Source organism: Bacillus inaquosorum (assembly GCF_023238325.1).
Taxonomy (GTDB): Bacteria; Bacillota; Bacilli; order Bacillales; family Bacillaceae; genus Bacillus; species Bacillus inaquosorum.
Genome location: NZ_CP096592.1, coordinates 2,156,782 through 2,174,627 on the forward strand (window position 1 = coordinate 2,156,782; position 17,846 = coordinate 2,174,627).

The following is a 17,846-nucleotide window of genomic DNA, read 5'->3' on the forward strand; positions in this document are numbered from 1 at the left end:
GGTGTGAAACAATAATTTAATTCAGTTCCTGATTCTTTATAAACACTGAATCCCAGAACCAGTACACCGCCGCTGCTACAAAACTCAAATAATAAAAGTTCACATGTTTAACCTCAGTAAGCACATAAGATGGATCACTCGCTAAAGAAAACAAGAATAATGCGATTAGCGCTACTACGATATAAATCAATAAGTACTGCACACTGAATTTCTTTACTTTTTTTCGAAGTAATATTTGCAATGGAACAGCAAATATTGTATATGGGATAAATGCATATAATGGTATGATAAAAATTGTTATCAGCATCCAAGGTTCAAAATTGGAGTAAGCAAAACCATAAAACCCAATGATAATTCCGTATGTAATGCATGAAAGCGCTAGTGTAAGACCGTATCTAACCAAATTTTCTTTATTAATGCTCAAAACTCTTAACCTCCAAAACAATAACTCACTCTAATAAAAGAATTGTAATTAAATTATGCAATTGCTCAAGACCTTCATCAATTTTGCCATATTAACTTTAAACTCCAAATAACAAAGTCCCGCCTATAAACCAGAAAAAAGGAAATAGGAACATAATTGTATTTAGGAATATCCCATATACAGCACACCGTTTATTTGCCTTTATTGAGACCAAAGCCAAGATTATTCCTATAGGGGAAAGCATTAGTGGAAAAAACACCGGCATACCTTGCCATGGAATTGAAATAACTCCCGTAAAAAAATTAATAATTAAGATAGCTGAGATAATTGGAATAGTGATTGAAAAAATAGCTGCAGCTTTTTTAACATTCATATTGAAGGCAAGTCTCCGTTCTCTTTAAAATCGTAGTTTTATTTAGTCTTGAGAAAGTTTGTCAAAATCTCTTTCTTTCATTTCAGGTAAAGTTAGATTAATCCCTAACATATTTATTAATTCTTGTACATATCTTTTAATTGCAAGCATATCAAATGGAAAATCGAAATCAAATTCCTCTTTAACGCTTAGAATATCCATTGAATACGAACAATTATGCTTCATACCCAAAAGATCATCATTAAAGCTTAGTACATCTTTATATGATTGATCAGATAACTCAAAGTGAGTAACTAAATAAACACTAATATGGTTACCACCTTGAGAATCAAAATCCTCTAATCTTTCCTCAAGCACTAATAAAAATGCAGATCTCTCATCATCACTTAAGACCAACTGAAAAAATTCTAAGTTTCTTAGTTTCAATAACCGTTTAAATCTTGTATGTAGTGCCCCCATAATCTAATTCTGCCTTTCCTGGTATAAATCGTTTTAGAAAGAGTATTACATGTATTTATATGTATTTATATTCTTCTACCCAGTTGTGATATTTTTCATAAAGTGGACGTATTCGTTTGAAATCAAGAGCTATGACTTCACATCCTCGGTCATCATAGATAAAGAAAATAATGTCTTTTGTAATGTTCACAAAGAAAACATCAGGGTAATCAATAGAGTAACCCCCGAATCTCGGTTTCAATGGAAAATCTTCATTACTGGCTGCTTTAAGTAGTTCAGTTACATGTAAGTCTCGAGGTTTGCATAACAAGGAAAATTGTTGCATCTCGTATTCTTCAGCTTCATCTATCTGAAACGGATAGGAATATGTCTTTACTTGAATTTGATTTAAATAATTTTTACACTTTAGAAACGGTTGATACACCTTCAATTTTTTTATAAATTTGTCGTTGGTTTTGTGCTTATACATATTCGTCACAAGGAATATGTCATCGTTTTGTTCAAATAATTCATTGAAAATGGTTGAGATTTGCTCATATACAAACCGAAATCTCTTAAGATTCAATTCTTCATTCTCTTTGAGTTGGTAAATATTTTCCCCAAGACACAAATGGATTCCTATGCTCCATTGATTATAGATGCTAGGAATTAATTCGAGTCTTGGAAACCTTTCCTCCATATACCCCATTAAATTCATTCACACATTCTCACTTTCGGTTAATCGAATAGCAAATAATTTTGGAATCACTTTTTCCTTTTAAATAACAATTATGAAATAACAAATCATTTTATTTAAATAACAAAATACCCTTTTCAATAAAAGTACGATTTTATGTAGACCTAGAAAACTTGTAATTCTTTCCTAACCTTATAACTTTAGTATACCATTTTCATCCTGAGTGTTCGATATGGTTATGATTTTTTTGGAAAATCAATAACTCATGCAGATCGATGTTTAAATATGTACAGACTTTATCTAACAGCTCTCTTGGATACCGCTCCATTTCATCTCTGTATAGCTTTCTGACAGTCGGATACTTATGATCAATTTCTCTGGATAGCTGCCTGATGCTGATCTTCCTTTCGTCTAATAAGGGCTTTAAATTTGATTTAATCACGTTCTCACCTCTTGGTTATTTCTGATCACTTAAAATGATCATTAAATAAATAATAATGGCCAAGGCTTTTTTCTCCTTGGCCTCGCTGAATTTAATACTCATCAGGCTCTTCGTGTTCAAATCCATAAATACCGTTTATCCAAACATCTCCACAACCTGGATTCTTTGTAATCTCTAACACGTGATTACGATTAGCATCTCCCTCTACTCGATCTGTAGCAGTATAGTCTAAATAATTTCCGGTAAATTCTTTCTCACTACGTGGGAATACCCAGCCAGCAAGAGTAATTCTGCTGATTTTCATATTTAGAGTACAACCTTCAGCATTACGAATTGTGAATTTGTAAAATAACCAAGTACGGTCATAATCCCGATCAAAATAATCTGCCATAGAGAAACTTTCTGAATCCTCACTCATGTGAAAGTTTACATTTTGTACTCTATAGTAAGCTTTGCCTCGGCATTTGGAATACTAAAACTCGACATAAAGCCAAGAAAAATCAAAGTCAGAACGATTAATTTTTTCATTACCTCTCCCCCTTTTTCCAATTATAATATAAATTGGTAATTAAAGGACAGGTTTTTTCTTAATAAGAGGAAGAAATTTTATGACGTTCTTACTTAGCTGCTATCCTTGCCTTGTTTTGCAGAAAAACAGAGTCCCAGATCCAAAAGATTACAGCAAATGATATACTAAATAAGTAAATTTCATATCCCATTAGAAAGTCTATTGTGGTTTTTGGATCAGTAGTTATAGCAAAGATTAACCACACTAAGAAGGAAAAGAATATGTATATGAGTAAATAATTAAGGCTAAACCTTTTTGGATTGCGATTCAAGAAATATTGAACAGGTGCAGCAAAGATTAAATAAAAGATAAAGAGAATAACACTTATTAAAAAGTATGGAATGTAGCCATCATAATCAATGCCCAAAACATAAACAACAGCAGCTGATAACGCAGACAAGATATGAACAATAAAGATCCTTAAAAGTTGCATGTTTATAACCCCTTTCATGTTAGAAGCTTCTTCAACATTGTCTCGACGCCTCCTTAAAATCACTTTAAAATCCATGTTTTATTCAGATTTAGTTTTCTATATTGGTGAGTTTTCTTTTACACTGAACACACTAAATTTACCTTTAAAACCACATTTTTTAATTTTATTCTTAAATAATTCTCCAGTTTCTTCATAATTAAAATCATTTAAAAACCATGTAAGATTCTCTGTATCTAACCTTTTGCAAATTTCTCTAATGTATGGAAGATCAACATCTGAAAACGAAAAACCATATGAGTATACTTTTTTTATATCACCAGATAGTAATTCATAGAATTCTTCTTGTGCTAATTTTATTATTTCTTCTGTATTTTTTCTCAATGCTGAATGAATTTTAGACAATGAATATTCAGATCCTGAAAAAGAATTTATTATTTTTTTGTCATCTTCTCCGTGTCCAATTATTATTTCACTGTTTTGTTGTCCGTGTATTGGGTATACGGGAATGGCACCATATACCAACTCTAATACAGGTGTATAGTTAAAAGTTAAGAAAGTGTCTTTCCACGGGTCCATTAGAAATTCAAAAGATTCTTTTGATTCCACTTCAGAGATATCAATAGTATTAATCCACTCAGAAAACAAATCTTTTATTTTTACAGATGCTAAGTAAAAGTTGGAGGTAGCATCTTCATTTCTATAAGCCATTCTATAATCGGAAGAATCATCATCTTCATCTTCGAATAAAGTTGACATAGAATATAAGTGGTTATCAAAATTTAATCTACCTAGGCTAGCTTCAAAGTCATTCCAATCCTCTCCACTAACTTCTGAGATTATATTGATAAGAAATGCAACAAGTTCTTCTTTGTTAAACTTTAGTGAACCATCAGGCATTTCAGAAGGTTGAATACCAAATGAAGGATCTAACTCTAATGCTTTAGGATACTTCAATAAATAATTGTAGAAATCTTTATACCTTGTTGGTAAACCATGTGCTAAGTCGAAACCATTGCCTATAATAAATAAACTACTCATGTTTTCACTCCTAATTAAGGTTTATTGACATATGCAGTATTAGAGGAATTCACTGTCCTTTTTCCAAAGTGATATGAACAAAAAACTGAGTTACTATCTTCAACTATAAAATATGTATCCTGAATTTAGAAATTTGTATAGCCAGCTGTTTTGAGTATCGCTTTACTCACAATGAGCATATCCATCTGGATATCATAATCTGTTAGAAGACCTAAATCAGTATTAAACGTTGCATGTAATTCAAAGAAAGAATTATCAAATTTGAAGTTTAAGATTTTCATGACCATCCCCCACCGGTTTCCTTTATTATACAGTGAGGCCATAGCTAATTAAAACTGCTGTTTTATTCAGAATTGACACTAATCAAAATATCCAAAAGGAAGGCTTTCTTTTAATAAAGACTGGTGAACTGCGATTACTTCTGAATCATTTTCTTTTTCTTTTGAGCCTTCCAAAAGTTCAAGTGAGACACTATTTAATGCACCATTTACTTTCTTTAATTCAATCCCATCTAATCTTCCTCACTCTCTCTCTTGTACAGCCTATAATCGCCTTCGCCATCCTCGTGTTCACCATCCCTCGATTCACATTTTTAACCATCTCCATCCATTCATTGTGGCTAACCTCTGACATTTTCAATCTCCCCATTCTGTTTAAATATGCATTTTATTTAAACAACTCCAACTAGCTCTTCTATAATGCTAGTAAAATCATCTTGTTTAATCGGTGCGGTAATTTTCTCGTTTTTTAACTTCTTATACCTTATAACCATTCTATTGATCCATATCATATATTCATAAATTTTATATTCATCACCTGGCTTTATTCCTTGAGATAGCATATAGTACCTGAACCTAATCTGGCACTCATCATAAGGAGGAGCAATACTCATGTATTTTGTCCTCCTTGTAAGCATCCCAATGTTGTTTCTTCAATATTCAGTCTCAGAATGATTCTCATAATTTCTTCTTGGAACCCTTCACTGTCTTTTTTAAATGAAAGTTCCGTTAACTTTTTCATATCAGTAAGATTAAGTTTTGGTAATACTCTTTTCAAAAATTGATCTTTTGCTTTTGCAAAGTTTTCTTTTTCTTTTTTTGCCTCTCTCATTGATTTTATGCTTACTACCTTTGTTGATTTAACTTCTTCTTGTACTTCATCTACTTGCTTTGTTTCTTCTGTAATTGGCTGAGGTGCAGGATCTGTAATAAAGCTTTCAACTAACTCAGCTTCACCATTTTTGATTAGTTCTAATGCTTCAACTTTTTTAATTGGGAAACTTCTCATTTGAGCCCAGCTATATCTATAGTATCTGTTTCCTTTTTGTTTAATTAACATCATCTTTAATCATTTATATGATTGTTTATACACAATTTTCACTATCGTCTTCACAACCAGTACTACTACTGCAGCATGGTTCAAAAACAATTACGTAACTACTAAAGGAAAAAAAAAACAAGTTCTAAAAAAAGAGAACTTGTTTAAATAGATTTTTTTCGGATTACCTGTGTAACCCTCCTTTTTACAAGGCGGGTTACTTCTTTTTAATTATAAACATGTTGATTTTGTTTTAATTTCTTGCTTTTGACAATTAATTTTATACCTATACCGAGTATCAGTGCAAAACATACTGAACTCATTAAGGGTAATGTAATAAAGCCTAGATACTCCACTTCAATTTTCGCGCAGCTGTTGGCTCCAATTTCACATACGACACTTTTGCTTTGTGTAAGTTGGATAATATAATGATAAATCGCAATAATTAATCCAATTGATGAAAGGAAAACAACATAAAATATCGAATTCAGATCTTTTTTTATTAAGCCTATTAGTAGGATAATAGGTATAGGATATAGAAATATTCTTTGATACCAACATAAGGCACATGGTTTGAAATGCATGATCTCACTGTAGAATAAACTAGCCATTGTGCCAAAAAAAGAGAGAAAAAACAGGAATAAAAAAAATGGTTTTACATATCTTGTATTCATACTTCAATTCCCTTCAGGACGTATTCAATATTGTGGAGTGAGTTGGCAAGATATTGTTTAATTTCTTTTTTCATATTATCATTTTTAATTTCCCCTGATATTTCTTTTACTCTTTCCCAATTTTCAAGTTGAATATTAAGGCTTAATAAAATTCTTTTAAAGTGATCTTTTGTTGTATTAATAGCACTGTATCTCTCGTCTGTAAGAGCTTTATCAATCATACTGCTTAAAGAAGTAAGTTTATTTTGCATATCTACTAACAAAATAGCAGATCTAAAGTAATCAACATCAACACATCTTGGATATTCAGTTTCCAATATATTCAAATATGAAGTTAAGTCAACATAATTATTCCTCTGCAATAATAAAGTACATAATAGCACTAAAGCATCTATAAAATGTCTTTGATCATTAAATTTTTTATAATTGTTTATTGATTTTTTTAGATAATCAATTGCTTCTTCATCTTTATCAAGTAAATGAAGCTCTCTGCCGAAAAAGAATAACCATTTTGGGTTTTCTGGCTCCAATTTTAACATTTCTTCTGTGAGATTTATATTCCTTCGTGTTTTTGATTTTATATTATTCTCTGAAGGATTATATCCATTGTGGTAAACCTTAAGGTTCACAATGAAATTAAAAGGTAGACTATAGTTATAATTCATAGGTTCTTCGTGTACTTTCCCGAGAAATTTAACTTTACCATTGAGCTGAAACATTCTTCGTGTATCCGAATATAGATGTCCAGTATATTCTTCTATATATGGACTAACTACACAATCAATAGAAAAAAACTCTAAAACTCTAGCTACTTTTGCTATTTTCCCTTTGTTTTCTTCAGAGTATAAATTATCTGCATCAATAAAATAAATCCATTCAGAAGTAGCATACTCTATAATTTTATTTCTAGCATAGGAAAAATCATTCTTCCACTTTTCATATTTAATTTCAACATCAGGAAAATCACGTTTAATAATATCAACGGTATCATCAGTGGAGTATGAATCTAGAACAATAATCTCGTTAAAATCATCTTTAACACTATTTAAACACCTTTTAATTCTCTTGCTTTCGTTATAAACTATAATACCGCATGTTATTGTAGGGGTAACTGCTTTTTCATAACGTGCAACCAAAGATTGAATTGACATCACATCAATATCTTTTTCATATTCCATTATGTTAACCAACAATGACAAATCTGAATACAATAAAGAATCGGGATAACCTTTCTTTAATTCCAAATAAATATCACTAAGTTTCATTATTTATCACCATTTTTTTCAAAGAACTTTTCTATTTGACTTGCGCTTCTATAGCCCTCTAACCGATCTTTTTCTTTGCCATCTTTGTAATAGAGAATCGTTGGAGTTTTATTCAAATTATATTTATCTAAAAAATCAGTATTGTAATTTTCCTTTTCTTCGATATTTAAAGCCTGTACTTTTAACTTTTCTTTTTTAATTACTTCATTTAACTCAGGTTTTATTTCTTGACATGGAGGACAACTTGTCTCATAAACATAAATAAATTTAGGTTTCTTAGAGTCTACTTCTTTTTGGTATTGAGTTAAATTTATATCATTATAAAAAGGTTTTTCGCTACCTGTAGAAACATAAACGAAAATACTAATGGCTGCCGCTATTAAAACAAGAAATAAAACAATCCACTTTTTCATATAGAATACTCCTTATTTTCCGAGTAGCTCGACTCTATAATCCTATTGTTCCTGAATACTAATTTTTTATTGTATTGGAAGTTACTTGAGTCATTATGAGTAATAAGAATAATTAAACAATGCATCCTGTGTAAGTTTTCATAAATCAATTTTGTGTTATCCGGATCAATATTAGATAATGACTCATCTAAAATTAATACTTGTGGTTGATGTAAAATTGCTCTTGCTAATGCTAACCGTTGTTTTTGTCCTGTAGATAGATTGGAACCGTTTTCAGACAATTTGTAACTGTACTGCTTGTCCAATTTACAAATGAATTCATGACATTGGGAAATTATACACGCGTTTTCGATTTCGTCCTGATCAAAATTCTCTCCCATGCAAAGATTCTCTTTAATAGTTCCCTTAAAAAGAAATGGATTTTCGTCAATATATACAATCCTTTTTCTTATTGATAAATGATTGTATCGATTAATATCTAATCCATTTAAATAAATTTTATTATCGGGTACTTTATACAATTTAGACAAACTTTTTGCAAACGTACTTTTCCCAGTACCACTTTCTCCAATAATAAGGACTTTATCCTTTCTGTCTAATATTAAATTAATATCTTCAACTATATAATGCATTGGGTCTGCCCCAATATTAAGATTAACTATTTTTATATTCTGAATAAAATCAAGTTCAGTTAAATTCTCATAGCTATCTTGCTGAACTGGATAGTTTACTACGTCAAAAAATCTTATAGAGGCAACATGTGCCTGCTGAAGATCTGATTGCATACTCAATATACGATCTAGTGAACTTAGCAAAAAGGCTGCTAATGTGTTTATAAATAGCAGTGTCCCTAAACTCATTGAATCATTTAGAACTTGTCTTGTTCCAACCCATAGGATAATTATTGTAAAAGAGTTTTGAATTAATCCTTTTAGTATTTCATTGCTAATAACTGCCTTTGCTACACTAAAGGTTGAATTTAATTGTTTATCATATGTAAGATGAAATTTTTCTAAAAAAAACGAGGTTTTATTTAAAGAATAAACAGTTGTCATATTCTTTAGAAAATTAATTAAAAGGGAGGTAGATTTAGCCTTATCCTCCATCAGCTTTTGATTTTTCTTTTTAAGATGATCAAAAAACATAATCGCTAGACATGAAAGGAGCAAAATCGGAAGAATAATTGTTAAGAAAAGAATATTATTTGTTCTATATAAAATAACTCCTAATCCCAGTATTAAAATTATATCAATTATTGCAGTAACAAAATTAGCACTAAAAAAGTCTTTAATATATATACCATCATTGAATCGAGAAATTACCTCTCCATCTTCTCTGTTTTCAAAAAAATTAATGGGTAATTTTGTTACCTTATTAAAATAAACATTTGACATCTCTTTATCAACTTTGTAAGACAATTTTATTATCAAATATGATCTTACAAAATCGAAGATGCACCTTATTAAGACCATACTTAAGAATATTAAAGTGATTGTGATTAAAGATTCTCTTAAGCTTCTTGGGATAATTAGATCAACCAGAAACTTTATGTAAAACGACCCAGCTACAGCTAGAGCCACAACGAACAAGGAAGTCAATAAAATCACAAAAACGATTAATTTATTTCTCAAAAGTATGTCCTTAAAAAAGTAAGAATGTTTTTGATCTTTTTCTTTTTCAGGAATTGACTCATTGTCAATTTCTAATATAAAGTTTGTGAATTTACTCTCAAAATCCTCTTTTTTTATTTTAGTTATTTTGTCTTTATCAGGATCACTAACAATTAAATAGTTATTTCTAATTTCGTATATTGTTATGTAATGTCCATATTCCTCCCCTGCCAACAAAGCTATACAAGGGAGTTTTATTTGTTTTAGGGCTTCGAATGTCTTATTTTCTTGCAATTCAAGTGGCCTAGTTTTTATCCCCATCTTCTTAAAAATAATAATTAAGTCTCTTAAACTATAGCCTTCCTTATCGCCAATTAGGTCTAGTAAGAAATCAATTCCATAGTTAAGGTTATGAAACTTTAAAACTGACGAGATACAAGCTAGTCCACAATCATGACTATTAAACTGTTTAGTATGAACATATTTCTGTTTCTTTTTCTTATTCAATTTCGATCCCCGCTTTAAATATGAGGGAATATTTAAAATATTCCCTCTACAAATGTTTTATCTGCAGAATTGACGATAGTTTTGACAAGCAACAGCTCCGCCACCACAACCAATTGTACCGCCACTAGCACATTGTAGCCACAACGCAGCACACTGAGCTTTTCCTAATCCACTACCTTTTTGGTTTTCGAGTTCCTCTAGTTTAACTTCTTTGAATAGTTTTTCCATTTGTAAAACCTCCCCATTTGTTTGCAATCCGGATTACATTTTTTAATATAAAGGAAGATTAATCTAAATTCAACCATATTTTTTTATTTTTTTTTGAAAATTATAAGAAAACTTGTTCATAAATTATAGAAAAAAAACCTCTATTACCTATCAATAAACAGAATTGGTTGTAACACACCAAACAAATTGACCATTCTGGATTTATTTTGAATTAATAATGATAAAAATTTAATTAAATTTTTAATAATGATAGATATAAAAAAGTACCTTCTATCGTAAGAAGGTACTTTTCTTATGTTCAAACACTAACCTTTTTATACTTTTGAATAAATTGATGAGCTCCATTTAAAAAAACTAGAAAACGCTTATTTGTAGTTTCAATAACAATTCTATCTGGTTGAGCATATGGCATACCAATTTTATAATCGATATTATCTGCAACTCCATACTTGTCTGACTCTTTAATACTAACTATTTGATTAATTGGAATTTCTGTTTTAGATAAACCAAATTTTAAGACTAAGCATTTTTCATCAAAACTATAACGTGTATTTAGGAAAACAGTAAAAATAAAGAAAAGTGCTAATAAAATGATTATCATAACTACATATTCCATATAATCACTCTTTCTTATGTTTTTATATAATTTTACCATGTTTTTTAACTTTTTAAAACAAAAAAACTTTAAGAGATGTGTTATATAAGTTTAAATTTATCTTAACTTTTATGTCCCCCAGTAAGCCCTGCTCTGTGAAGCGCAGTACCTGAAGGTGTATAAGAAACTGCTCTCAGAATCGCTTTCGATCCATACTTGCTTCTAATCCCATCCATTACAAACCCGAGTCTCCTTCTCTTTTCATTATTCACTTCAAACAGGCTTAACTGCTGATTAACATCATCCTCAATATTTGATAACGTAACTGAAATACTTCTCACTGTTTTACCTGAGTAAAACTTATTAAAGAGCATCAATTTATAAATATCCATTGTGATATTTGTGGGAAGCTCAATTGTTTTGGATCGATGAAACCCACCACCAAGCTCATCCTTGCTGTATCCAATTCCCAGGCTTATTGTTCGACCTGCTTTGTTATGTGTACGTGCCCTTCTTGCGACTTCCTCACAAATCTCCAAAAGAACAGCCTTAATCTCTTCTCTCCTTGTATAATCCCTCAGTAAAATCTGACTCTTACCAAAACTAATCTGACCCTGCATCAACAGAGCGCCTATTTCAGATAAATCTATTCCATGCGCATGATAATACAACTGGTTTCCCATTATTCCGAACTTCTTCTCAAGCAACTCTAATGGAAATTTAGCTAACTGACCTACAGTCGATATTCCCATCCGATTTAGGTTTCTTTCCATCCTCCCTCCTATCCCCCACATTTTAGACAAAGGTCGAACCTTCCAGAGTTTATTTGGCACATCTTCATATCTCCAACGTGCAATACCACTCTTTGTTTTCTTACTCTCCAGGTCAAGTGCAAGCTTACTAAGCAACATATTGTCCCCGATGCCTACTGTACACATCAAACCAAACTCTCTCCACATGCTGCTTTGAATTGCTTTGGCCATTTCTTCAGGATCTTCTTTTCCTACATCTAAAAAAGATTCATCAATTGAATAGGTATGTACACATTTTTCAGGAACAAACCTGTAAAACAGCTTTGTAATCTCAGTCGAAACTCTGATGAAAAGCTTCATTTGCGGATTTACAATGTGTATTCTTGGATCTTCAGGTATCTCAAATAGTCTCGATCCTGTTTTGATTCCAAAATCTTTTTTAAGTGCAGGAGATGCAGCTAACACTACACTTCCCTGTCTCTCCGTATTTCCTACAACAGCAAGATAACATGTTAAAGGGTTAAGCCCCATTGTTACAGCCGATACAGAAGCATAAAACGATTTCATATCGACACAAAGTATATTCTTTCGTGGAAATTGTGAGTAATCAATCATTGTATGTAACTCCTATGATGTTATTCATGTTGATATAAACTGTATTATCGTTCTGGTCTTTTACGTGAAGCTTTTGTTGTTCAAAATTAATGTAATGTACTCTGCCGGTAACATTTTCAACGAATCCGTTATTAAAGAGCTTGAATTTCAATTCTTTATTAAATTCAAGTGCCTCAGAGACGAGAAGATCCATCTCTTCAATTTGTTGGTCATCTAAGGATGGCTTTTCAATTTTTGATACATCAATCAAATCTTGTTTAAGTTGTGTTAAATGTTCTGGAAGCATCATTGATGTCCATTTGATTGTTCCTCGATCCCTAAGCATATCGACTCACTCCTTTATTGATCTAATATCAACAGAACAAATGTTCGATGTAAATGTTGGTAATAAATAAAACCCCCTTATAAAAGGAGGTTAATTAGGAGCAAATCAAGTTGCCATATTACTTTGGTTTCATTGAAAGAAATGTACGACAAAATGCTGTCAAAGTTATCGCAACGCTTCGCTTCTACGATCATCCTCTAATCAAAGTTGCAATAGATTTAGTTAGAATTCCAGATATAAAACATACAACTGTCATGATAGTCACCCAGATTAAAAAAGTTGGCTCTAACCCTATTTCAATTAGCATAAAAACTAAAGAGAGAACAAATATAACTAAAGTTGTTACCCATACTCTTTTGAAAATAAAGTATCCTATTATCCCTAAGATAAATGATACAGTCAGCAGTACAAGTAGTATTAAAAATGCAGGACCCCAAATGAGATATCCTCCTAATCTTATTCATTATGCAATAATTCAAACGTGCAATTTCCCATTCTTTTTTCGCTTTTAATGGTGTTGTATTAACCTTTTTCCCTGATTTTAAATCATAGGAGGTTATTTCTCCTAAGACATTCTCTTTTTGCATGTCAAACCCTTTAATAAGGACGTACATGTTACTATCATCAAATTTAATATCATTCAATAACATTTCACTATTGCCTGCATAGAATTTGAAAGATTTTTTCTTATTTATATTTAGTTTTTCATCAAAAAAGCTAACTTTTCCATTGCATGAGACAGCAACGATCTCATCATTTATTCTCTTTAATTTTGTTGGGATGAATCCATTCTCCATTACAACTTCTTTTTTGTTTTTAATGTCTCCTTATCAATCAATAGTATTTTTGAAGCTTCTTTTTCATTTACATTATCATTAATAGCTAATTAAATGTTCTTTCATCAAAAGTTTGGAATGCATCTTTATCATCTGTAAAATAAACAGTTTTATTTGGAATGGATGCCTTCTTTTCCTGTTTGTTCGTTTTTGGATTAATTGAGATAATGGACATATTCTCTTCATCACTCGTAATTGCGTAAATTTTATTATCTAGAACTTGTGCTGAAACAATCTCTCCATCAAGTTTAATTTGGTTTTTCTTTTGTTTGTCATCTTTCCAATAAACCAATTCACCTTGTAATCCTGAGTCAGTGTACCCAACGTTTATATCATGTAACACATAGTTCTCTGAAATGTTAATGAAAAAAGCTCCTTCATCTTCGGTTGCTTTAGATAAGCTTTTATCATTAAATTTCTTAATACGTCCAGTTTTGTTATTGATCATAAAATGGTTATTGCTTCTGTTTGAAGAAAAAAACGTATCATCTTTATTGGATGATGATGTGCTAAGATTAATTCCGTCCTTTATCATGATACTATCCTCTACTGATCCATCATCTTTATATATTGCTAACTCAGAACCTCTGTCTAATGTGTGTGAAAATCCAACTATAAAATCTCCTTTACTTATATTTTTTAATCCAGTTTTATTGTTGTTCCTTTCTGTCTTATTCCCTGTCGGTTGTAAATCACAAGAGCATGTGACTATAAGAATACTCATCAGAATAAAAAGGGCCTTTAGTCTTTTCATTTTTTCCTCCTTATGAAGCAACAAAACAATCGGTTTTAATCCGATTGTTTTGGCTTTTTCTGATTTGTTTAAATCATCATTTCTGTGGTGAAATATTACCGTATTGTCTGATTTGACTAATTCCATTGGACTAACAACAGTGTCCCATTTAATATTGTCAATGTCGTGTCCTTGGTTTTTCCAAGAACGCCATGCTAGTTGAGAGCAGTAGAATTTTTTTGTTGTTTTTTTGTCAAAGAAGTTTTTATTATATTTCTTTTTGGCGTCAGCCTGTTTCTCTGCATATTTTGCAGCATTTATATATTTATCATTATTTGATTTTCTAACCCATAGCCCATAAACTTTCTTTTTGCTTCCCCAGTTATTAGTATATCTACGAACTCCATCTTGTTTAATTGGGCTCCAATCTTTATGCCAGGCTTCAACTGTTTTTGCTTTATTTCTAGATACAATAGCGGCATGTCCTACACCAATAGACTAGCTACCAGAGTTAACCTCATAACTAACTAAGACATCTCCTTTGGTGCCCAATGACCCTGAGACTTTGTTTTCTGGTTGATATTCAGGTTCGTTCCACTTGTGTAAAACTTCATCAATTTCACCGGATTCTTTCAATTTTTTTATTTCTTCTTGTGACTCATTGTATAAGTCATCTGCATGTTTTTGTACAAATTGATATTCTTCCTTGCTCATTTCATAAAACTTATTAATCTGCTCATCGGTCAAGCCTTCTGCTTTTAACTCTTGGATTTCAGTTTGAACTCTTTGATCGGCAAGACTTGGAACCCATCCGCTTTTGCACTATTACTAAACCCCAGACCAGAAATTAACATTGTTGTAGAGAACATGGTTGCTAATAAATACTTACTCCTTTTCATTGTAACATCCCCTTATCAATTGTTAACTTTTTTTCAAAAATATAGAATCAATGACACTTTTGAGGCACACAACAGAAGGGTTTGTGTGCTTTAATCGAGAGTTACGGAGATGAATTGCGTGTTATCCCAATAACCCCCTTTCCCACTAAATACTTCCTTCATTGACGGTTTCTTTTAATCAGCCTGTCTATTGATTGCTTTATTGTCTTTAATATAAATAAAAACTGGCTCCAAAAATGGAGTACCCACTCTAGTAAAAAAGAAATAAATTGTTTAATATTTGAAATGAAAAAAGAACCTGCATTTTGCAAGTTCTTTTCATATTATCAATTTATTGTGAATTTTTAACGACAAGGGCATTTATGTATAGTATAATATTTCCTGTACACAAGTTTGCTCACCAAGGGAGTCTTGCTCATCCCCTTCGAAAGGGGGTGGAAAATGACTGTTTACGAATCATTAATGATAATGATCAATTTTGGCGGGTTATTACTAAATACCGTTTTGTTAATCTTTAATATAATAATGATTGTAACGTCAAGCCAAAAGAAAAAATAGACCTTCCCTTGAGTTTGGACGCCCGTAGGGTTAGGTCTACTATGTTACATGCAACTGAGCAAGGCCCGTTGATGGGCAGCTTTTTGCACATGCCGGGGTGCTACCAACACCCTGGTCTTTTTTTATTTTATGCACTTCCATTAAGCACATGCAAAAAATAATTATATAATCTAATCATTACCCTAATTATAACCATATAAAAATGGTATTTACAATACTAATGTTTTTTTTGATTAAAACCATTATTTTATTTAGATTGAGGATGCAGGCTCGGACAAGCAACAAAACTTTGTTATTGTGTTAGTCGTATCAGCAGTCCTATTTTAAAGCCCACAGTACAGATACTCAGTCATATGAATATTTCCAACTTGCAAAAAGTGAGATCCAGCAAACAGCTATTTAAATCAAAAGGGAGCCTTCATCAAATCTAGCGCATCTTTATGAGTTTCCAAAGCGTATAAGCACCAAGAGATAATAAACCGACACCTATTAAAAAGGCTAAAATCAAACTGCCAAAGAAATAGAATCCTCCCATGAACCTCACTCCTTTTCAGTATCATATTGCCATTAATGACGTTGATACCTTAATGTATAATATATGAGCTCAGATTCAATAAGTACCAGTCTTTAAAAACTGTCAATTACAATACTTTTGCTTAACTGTTTAGTAAGTCATCATCTAATTCCATGAAAAGAATACCGTCATCCTCTTCATCTGAATCCTCTTCAATTGATAAGCTTTGAATAAAGTCTTCAAATGAATCAGCAATCAAAAAGGTGTCTTTTACTCCATTGTTAAATGTCTTGGGGAGAGAATCGAAATGAAGAAAGCACTGCCACAGATAAAGGTTATCGATTTAAACAAACCTTCAGCAGAAGCGTTGAAAGATATAGCTGATTGCATGATAAAAATAGCCACTCGTTGAGTCGTTTTGTTGAAATTAAAGTATTTAATTATTGACTTTTTGTTCTTCAAATACAATTTTCAAAATATATTGGCAACGAAATCAATTTTTGAATGGTTAAAATAACAATTTAAAAGAGGAGGAATTCAAATGCCAGGACCCCCTGAATACCTTGAGTCTAATCAGTCACTTGTTCCAGCTTTAACTGTCTATAATCATGCGGCGGGAACAGCACGTCTTATCGAAGGCTACGGTGCTGGAGTCAACAACCTTACCTTCCTGGTTAACAGTGATGGTTCAATTTGGTCAAAACATAACTACGAGACAGCAGGTGGCATAATTGCAAGAGGTGCCGCCGAAATTAAAGGTAATCTCTGGGTGGGACGTGACGCCATGGTGACAGGTCGCGTCTTTGCACTCGAGTTCAAGGTCAGATGTGACAAAAACGCAAAGGAGAATTTCTCTAGCGTCAACCCGATTGAGATTCTTGATAAATTAGCAAGCATGCCAATCCAATCTTGGAACTTTAAGGAGGAATCGACCAATGAGCGTCACATTGGCCCGACTGCTCAGGATTTCCAAGCCGCCTTCGGATTAAATGGAGATAATGATACTCGGATTTCAAGCATCGATTTACACGGTGTAGCATTGGCTGCTATTCAAGGTTTAAACAAAAAACTTAAGGTTGAAAATGATGAGTTACATGCGAAATTAGCTAGCCTCGAGGAACGCCTTTCCGCCCTTGAGTCCAAGAGATAAACTGAATGAAGGATTAATCTTAAGGACCAAAAAAAGAGTCCTTTTTCTTTTGATGAAAAATCAACGTTTATTTAACGAGCTCATTTACAAAAAATAGTCCCTAAATTCTGGACAAACCAGTATAGTAAAAACTAACATTTAGTTTACCTGTCCTTTCAAGGCTTAACGTGAATGAATAACACAATTCTTGGTCGCTCTCTTTGAAGACTTCTCGCAGCTTCTCGCTTAGATCAAACAACTTTCTCTTTTTCTCAGTAAAGTCATCTTCATCAAGCGTAAAAACAAAAGGCACTTCCAAGCTTTACTTATAATTCTGTGGGGCTCGTCAGGAGTGTTGTAATAAAAATAAGTTCCCCCTCCTGTTTCTGAAACTTGCGCATAAAACAAAAATTTCTCTCACTGTTCGGTGATCATTTCATTTACTGTTTCTGCAATTTTTTTA

Annotated in this window: 24 protein-coding genes and 3 pseudogenes; 4 read left to right on the top strand and 23 right to left on the bottom strand. The window is 31.9% G+C overall.

What is annotated here, in order from left to right:
* Positions 1–16: 16 nt before the first annotated feature.
* The 11 genes and pseudogenes from M1M80_RS10475 to M1M80_RS10525 form a co-directional block, all read right to left on the bottom strand.
* Complete coding sequence (locus M1M80_RS10475) at positions 17–424, bottom strand: UPF0715 family protein (protein ID WP_060398782.1); 408 nt, start codon at positions 422–424, stop codon at positions 17–19.
* A 97-nt stretch (positions 425–521) separates the two neighbouring features.
* On the bottom strand, positions 522–797 hold the full coding sequence (locus M1M80_RS10480) for a hypothetical protein (RefSeq protein WP_060398783.1): 276 nt from the start codon (positions 795–797) through the stop codon (positions 522–524).
* A gap of 42 nt (positions 798–839) precedes the next feature.
* Positions 840–1,193, bottom strand: a complete 354-nt coding sequence (locus M1M80_RS10485; RefSeq protein ID WP_026014427.1) for a hypothetical protein — start codon at positions 1,191–1,193, stop codon at positions 840–842.
* A 118-nt stretch (positions 1,194–1,311) separates the two neighbouring features.
* Entirely contained in the window at positions 1,312–1,953 is a 642-nt protein-coding gene (locus M1M80_RS10490; protein WP_060398784.1) for a DUF3885 domain-containing protein, read from the bottom strand.
* A 193-nt stretch (positions 1,954–2,146) separates the two neighbouring features.
* Positions 2,147–2,374: a helix-turn-helix domain-containing protein gene (locus M1M80_RS10495; RefSeq protein ID WP_060398785.1), complete on the bottom strand. Its 228-nt coding sequence runs from the start codon at positions 2,372–2,374 to the stop codon at positions 2,147–2,149.
* A 91-nt stretch (positions 2,375–2,465) separates the two neighbouring features.
* A pseudogene (locus M1M80_RS10500) lies at positions 2,466–2,902 on the bottom strand (hypothetical protein).
* An 89-nt stretch (positions 2,903–2,991) separates the two neighbouring features.
* A complete protein-coding gene (locus M1M80_RS10505) occupies positions 2,992–3,375 on the bottom strand; it encodes a UPF0715 family protein (protein ID WP_060400030.1) in 384 nt (127 codons plus the stop codon).
* Between the two features lie 96 nt (positions 3,376–3,471).
* The gene (locus M1M80_RS10510; RefSeq protein WP_060398786.1) at positions 3,472–4,413 is read right to left on the bottom strand and encodes a bacteriophage abortive infection AbiH family protein; all 942 of its coding nucleotides are present in this window, start codon (positions 4,411–4,413) and stop codon (positions 3,472–3,474) included.
* A 125-nt stretch (positions 4,414–4,538) separates the two neighbouring features.
* Positions 4,539–4,694 carry a hypothetical protein gene (locus M1M80_RS10515; protein WP_248596945.1) on the bottom strand — a complete coding sequence of 52 codons (156 nt, stop codon included), beginning with the start codon at positions 4,692–4,694 and terminating at the stop codon, positions 4,539–4,541.
* Positions 4,695–5,083: 389 nt separating this feature from the next.
* Positions 5,084–5,305, bottom strand: coding sequence for a hypothetical protein (locus M1M80_RS10520; protein ID WP_060398787.1), 222 nt, complete (start codon positions 5,303–5,305; stop codon positions 5,084–5,086).
* Complete coding sequence (locus tag M1M80_RS10525) at positions 5,302–5,754, bottom strand: hypothetical protein (RefSeq protein ID WP_154599140.1); 453 nt, start codon at positions 5,752–5,754, stop codon at positions 5,302–5,304. Before M1M80_RS10525 ends, M1M80_RS10520 begins: the two co-directional genes overlap by 4 nt.
* A gap of 4 nt (positions 5,755–5,758) precedes the next feature.
* Here M1M80_RS10525 and M1M80_RS10530 point away from each other — a divergent pair.
* Positions 5,759–5,902: pseudogene (locus tag M1M80_RS10530) on the top strand (phage holin); the annotation flags it as partial.
* A gap of 55 nt (positions 5,903–5,957) precedes the next feature.
* On the opposite strand, the gene M1M80_RS10535 reads toward M1M80_RS10530, so the two are convergent.
* From M1M80_RS10535 to M1M80_RS10570, 8 genes are all read right to left on the bottom strand, one after another.
* Entirely contained in the window at positions 5,958–6,404 is a 447-nt protein-coding gene (locus tag M1M80_RS10535) for a disulfide bond formation protein B (protein WP_060398789.1), read from the bottom strand.
* Entirely contained in the window at positions 6,401–7,669 is a 1,269-nt protein-coding gene (locus M1M80_RS10540) for a SunS family peptide S-glycosyltransferase (RefSeq protein WP_060398790.1), read from the bottom strand. Before M1M80_RS10540 ends, M1M80_RS10535 begins: the two co-directional genes overlap by 4 nt.
* Positions 7,669–8,082: a disulfide bond formation protein BdbA gene (bdbA, locus tag M1M80_RS10545; protein WP_060398791.1), complete on the bottom strand. Its 414-nt coding sequence runs from the start codon at positions 8,080–8,082 to the stop codon at positions 7,669–7,671. The genes M1M80_RS10540 and bdbA overlap by 1 nt, the downstream gene beginning before the upstream one ends.
* Entirely contained in the window at positions 8,079–10,199 is a 2,121-nt protein-coding gene (sunT, locus tag M1M80_RS10550; RefSeq protein WP_060398792.1) for a sublancin transporter SunT, read from the bottom strand. Before sunT ends, bdbA begins: the two co-directional genes overlap by 4 nt.
* A gap of 57 nt (positions 10,200–10,256) precedes the next feature.
* Positions 10,257–10,427, bottom strand: coding sequence for a bacteriocin sublancin-168 (gene sunA / locus M1M80_RS10555; RefSeq protein WP_009967544.1), 171 nt, complete (start codon positions 10,425–10,427; stop codon positions 10,257–10,259).
* Between the two features lie 298 nt (positions 10,428–10,725).
* Positions 10,726–11,043 carry a sublancin immunity protein SunI gene (sunI, locus tag M1M80_RS10560; RefSeq protein ID WP_060398793.1) on the bottom strand — a complete coding sequence of 106 codons (318 nt, stop codon included), beginning with the start codon at positions 11,041–11,043 and terminating at the stop codon, positions 10,726–10,728.
* 101 nt (positions 11,044–11,144) lie between these two features.
* The gene (locus M1M80_RS10565; RefSeq protein ID WP_060398794.1) at positions 11,145–12,389 is read right to left on the bottom strand and encodes a Y-family DNA polymerase; all 1,245 of its coding nucleotides are present in this window, start codon (positions 12,387–12,389) and stop codon (positions 11,145–11,147) included.
* A complete protein-coding gene (locus M1M80_RS10570; RefSeq protein WP_060398795.1) occupies positions 12,382–12,714 on the bottom strand; it encodes a YolD-like family protein in 333 nt (110 codons plus the stop codon). The genes M1M80_RS10565 and M1M80_RS10570 overlap by 8 nt, the downstream gene beginning before the upstream one ends.
* Before the next feature lie 110 nt (positions 12,715–12,824).
* Between M1M80_RS10570 and M1M80_RS21695 the strand changes: the two genes are divergently transcribed.
* Complete coding sequence (locus M1M80_RS21695) at positions 12,825–13,226, top strand: hypothetical protein (protein ID WP_409196892.1); 402 nt, start codon at positions 12,825–12,827, stop codon at positions 13,224–13,226.
* A gap of 370 nt (positions 13,227–13,596) precedes the next feature.
* Here the strand turns inward: M1M80_RS21695 and M1M80_RS10580 are convergent, their stop codons facing one another.
* Together M1M80_RS10580 and M1M80_RS10585 are read right to left on the bottom strand one after the other, a co-directional pair.
* Positions 13,597–14,430 carry a hypothetical protein gene (locus M1M80_RS10580; RefSeq protein WP_248596946.1) on the bottom strand — a complete coding sequence of 278 codons (834 nt, stop codon included), beginning with the start codon at positions 14,428–14,430 and terminating at the stop codon, positions 13,597–13,599.
* Positions 14,431–14,781: 351 nt separating this feature from the next.
* Entirely contained in the window at positions 14,782–15,030 is a 249-nt protein-coding gene (locus M1M80_RS10585; RefSeq protein ID WP_248596947.1) for a hypothetical protein, read from the bottom strand.
* 593 nt (positions 15,031–15,623) lie between these two features.
* Between M1M80_RS10585 and bsrG the strand changes: the two genes are divergently transcribed.
* On the top strand, positions 15,624–15,740 hold the full coding sequence (gene bsrG / locus M1M80_RS10590) for a type I toxin-antitoxin system toxin BsrG (protein WP_060398796.1): 117 nt from the start codon (positions 15,624–15,626) through the stop codon (positions 15,738–15,740).
* A 656-nt stretch (positions 15,741–16,396) separates the two neighbouring features.
* Here the strand turns inward: bsrG and M1M80_RS10595 are convergent.
* Positions 16,397–16,525, bottom strand: a pseudogene (locus tag M1M80_RS10595) (SMI1/KNR4 family protein); the annotation flags it as partial.
* 270 nt (positions 16,526–16,795) lie between these two features.
* On the opposite strand from M1M80_RS10595, the gene M1M80_RS10600 reads away from it, so the two are divergent.
* Complete coding sequence (locus M1M80_RS10600; RefSeq protein ID WP_060398797.1) at positions 16,796–17,404, top strand: tail fiber domain-containing protein; 609 nt, start codon at positions 16,796–16,798, stop codon at positions 17,402–17,404.
* A gap of 100 nt (positions 17,405–17,504) precedes the next feature.
* Here the strand turns inward: M1M80_RS10600 and M1M80_RS10605 are convergent, their stop codons facing one another.
* Positions 17,505–17,696 carry an immunity protein YezG family protein gene (locus M1M80_RS10605; protein WP_248596980.1) on the bottom strand — a complete coding sequence of 64 codons (192 nt, stop codon included), beginning with the start codon at positions 17,694–17,696 and terminating at the stop codon, positions 17,505–17,507.
* Between the last annotated feature and the right edge of the window lie 150 nt (positions 17,697–17,846).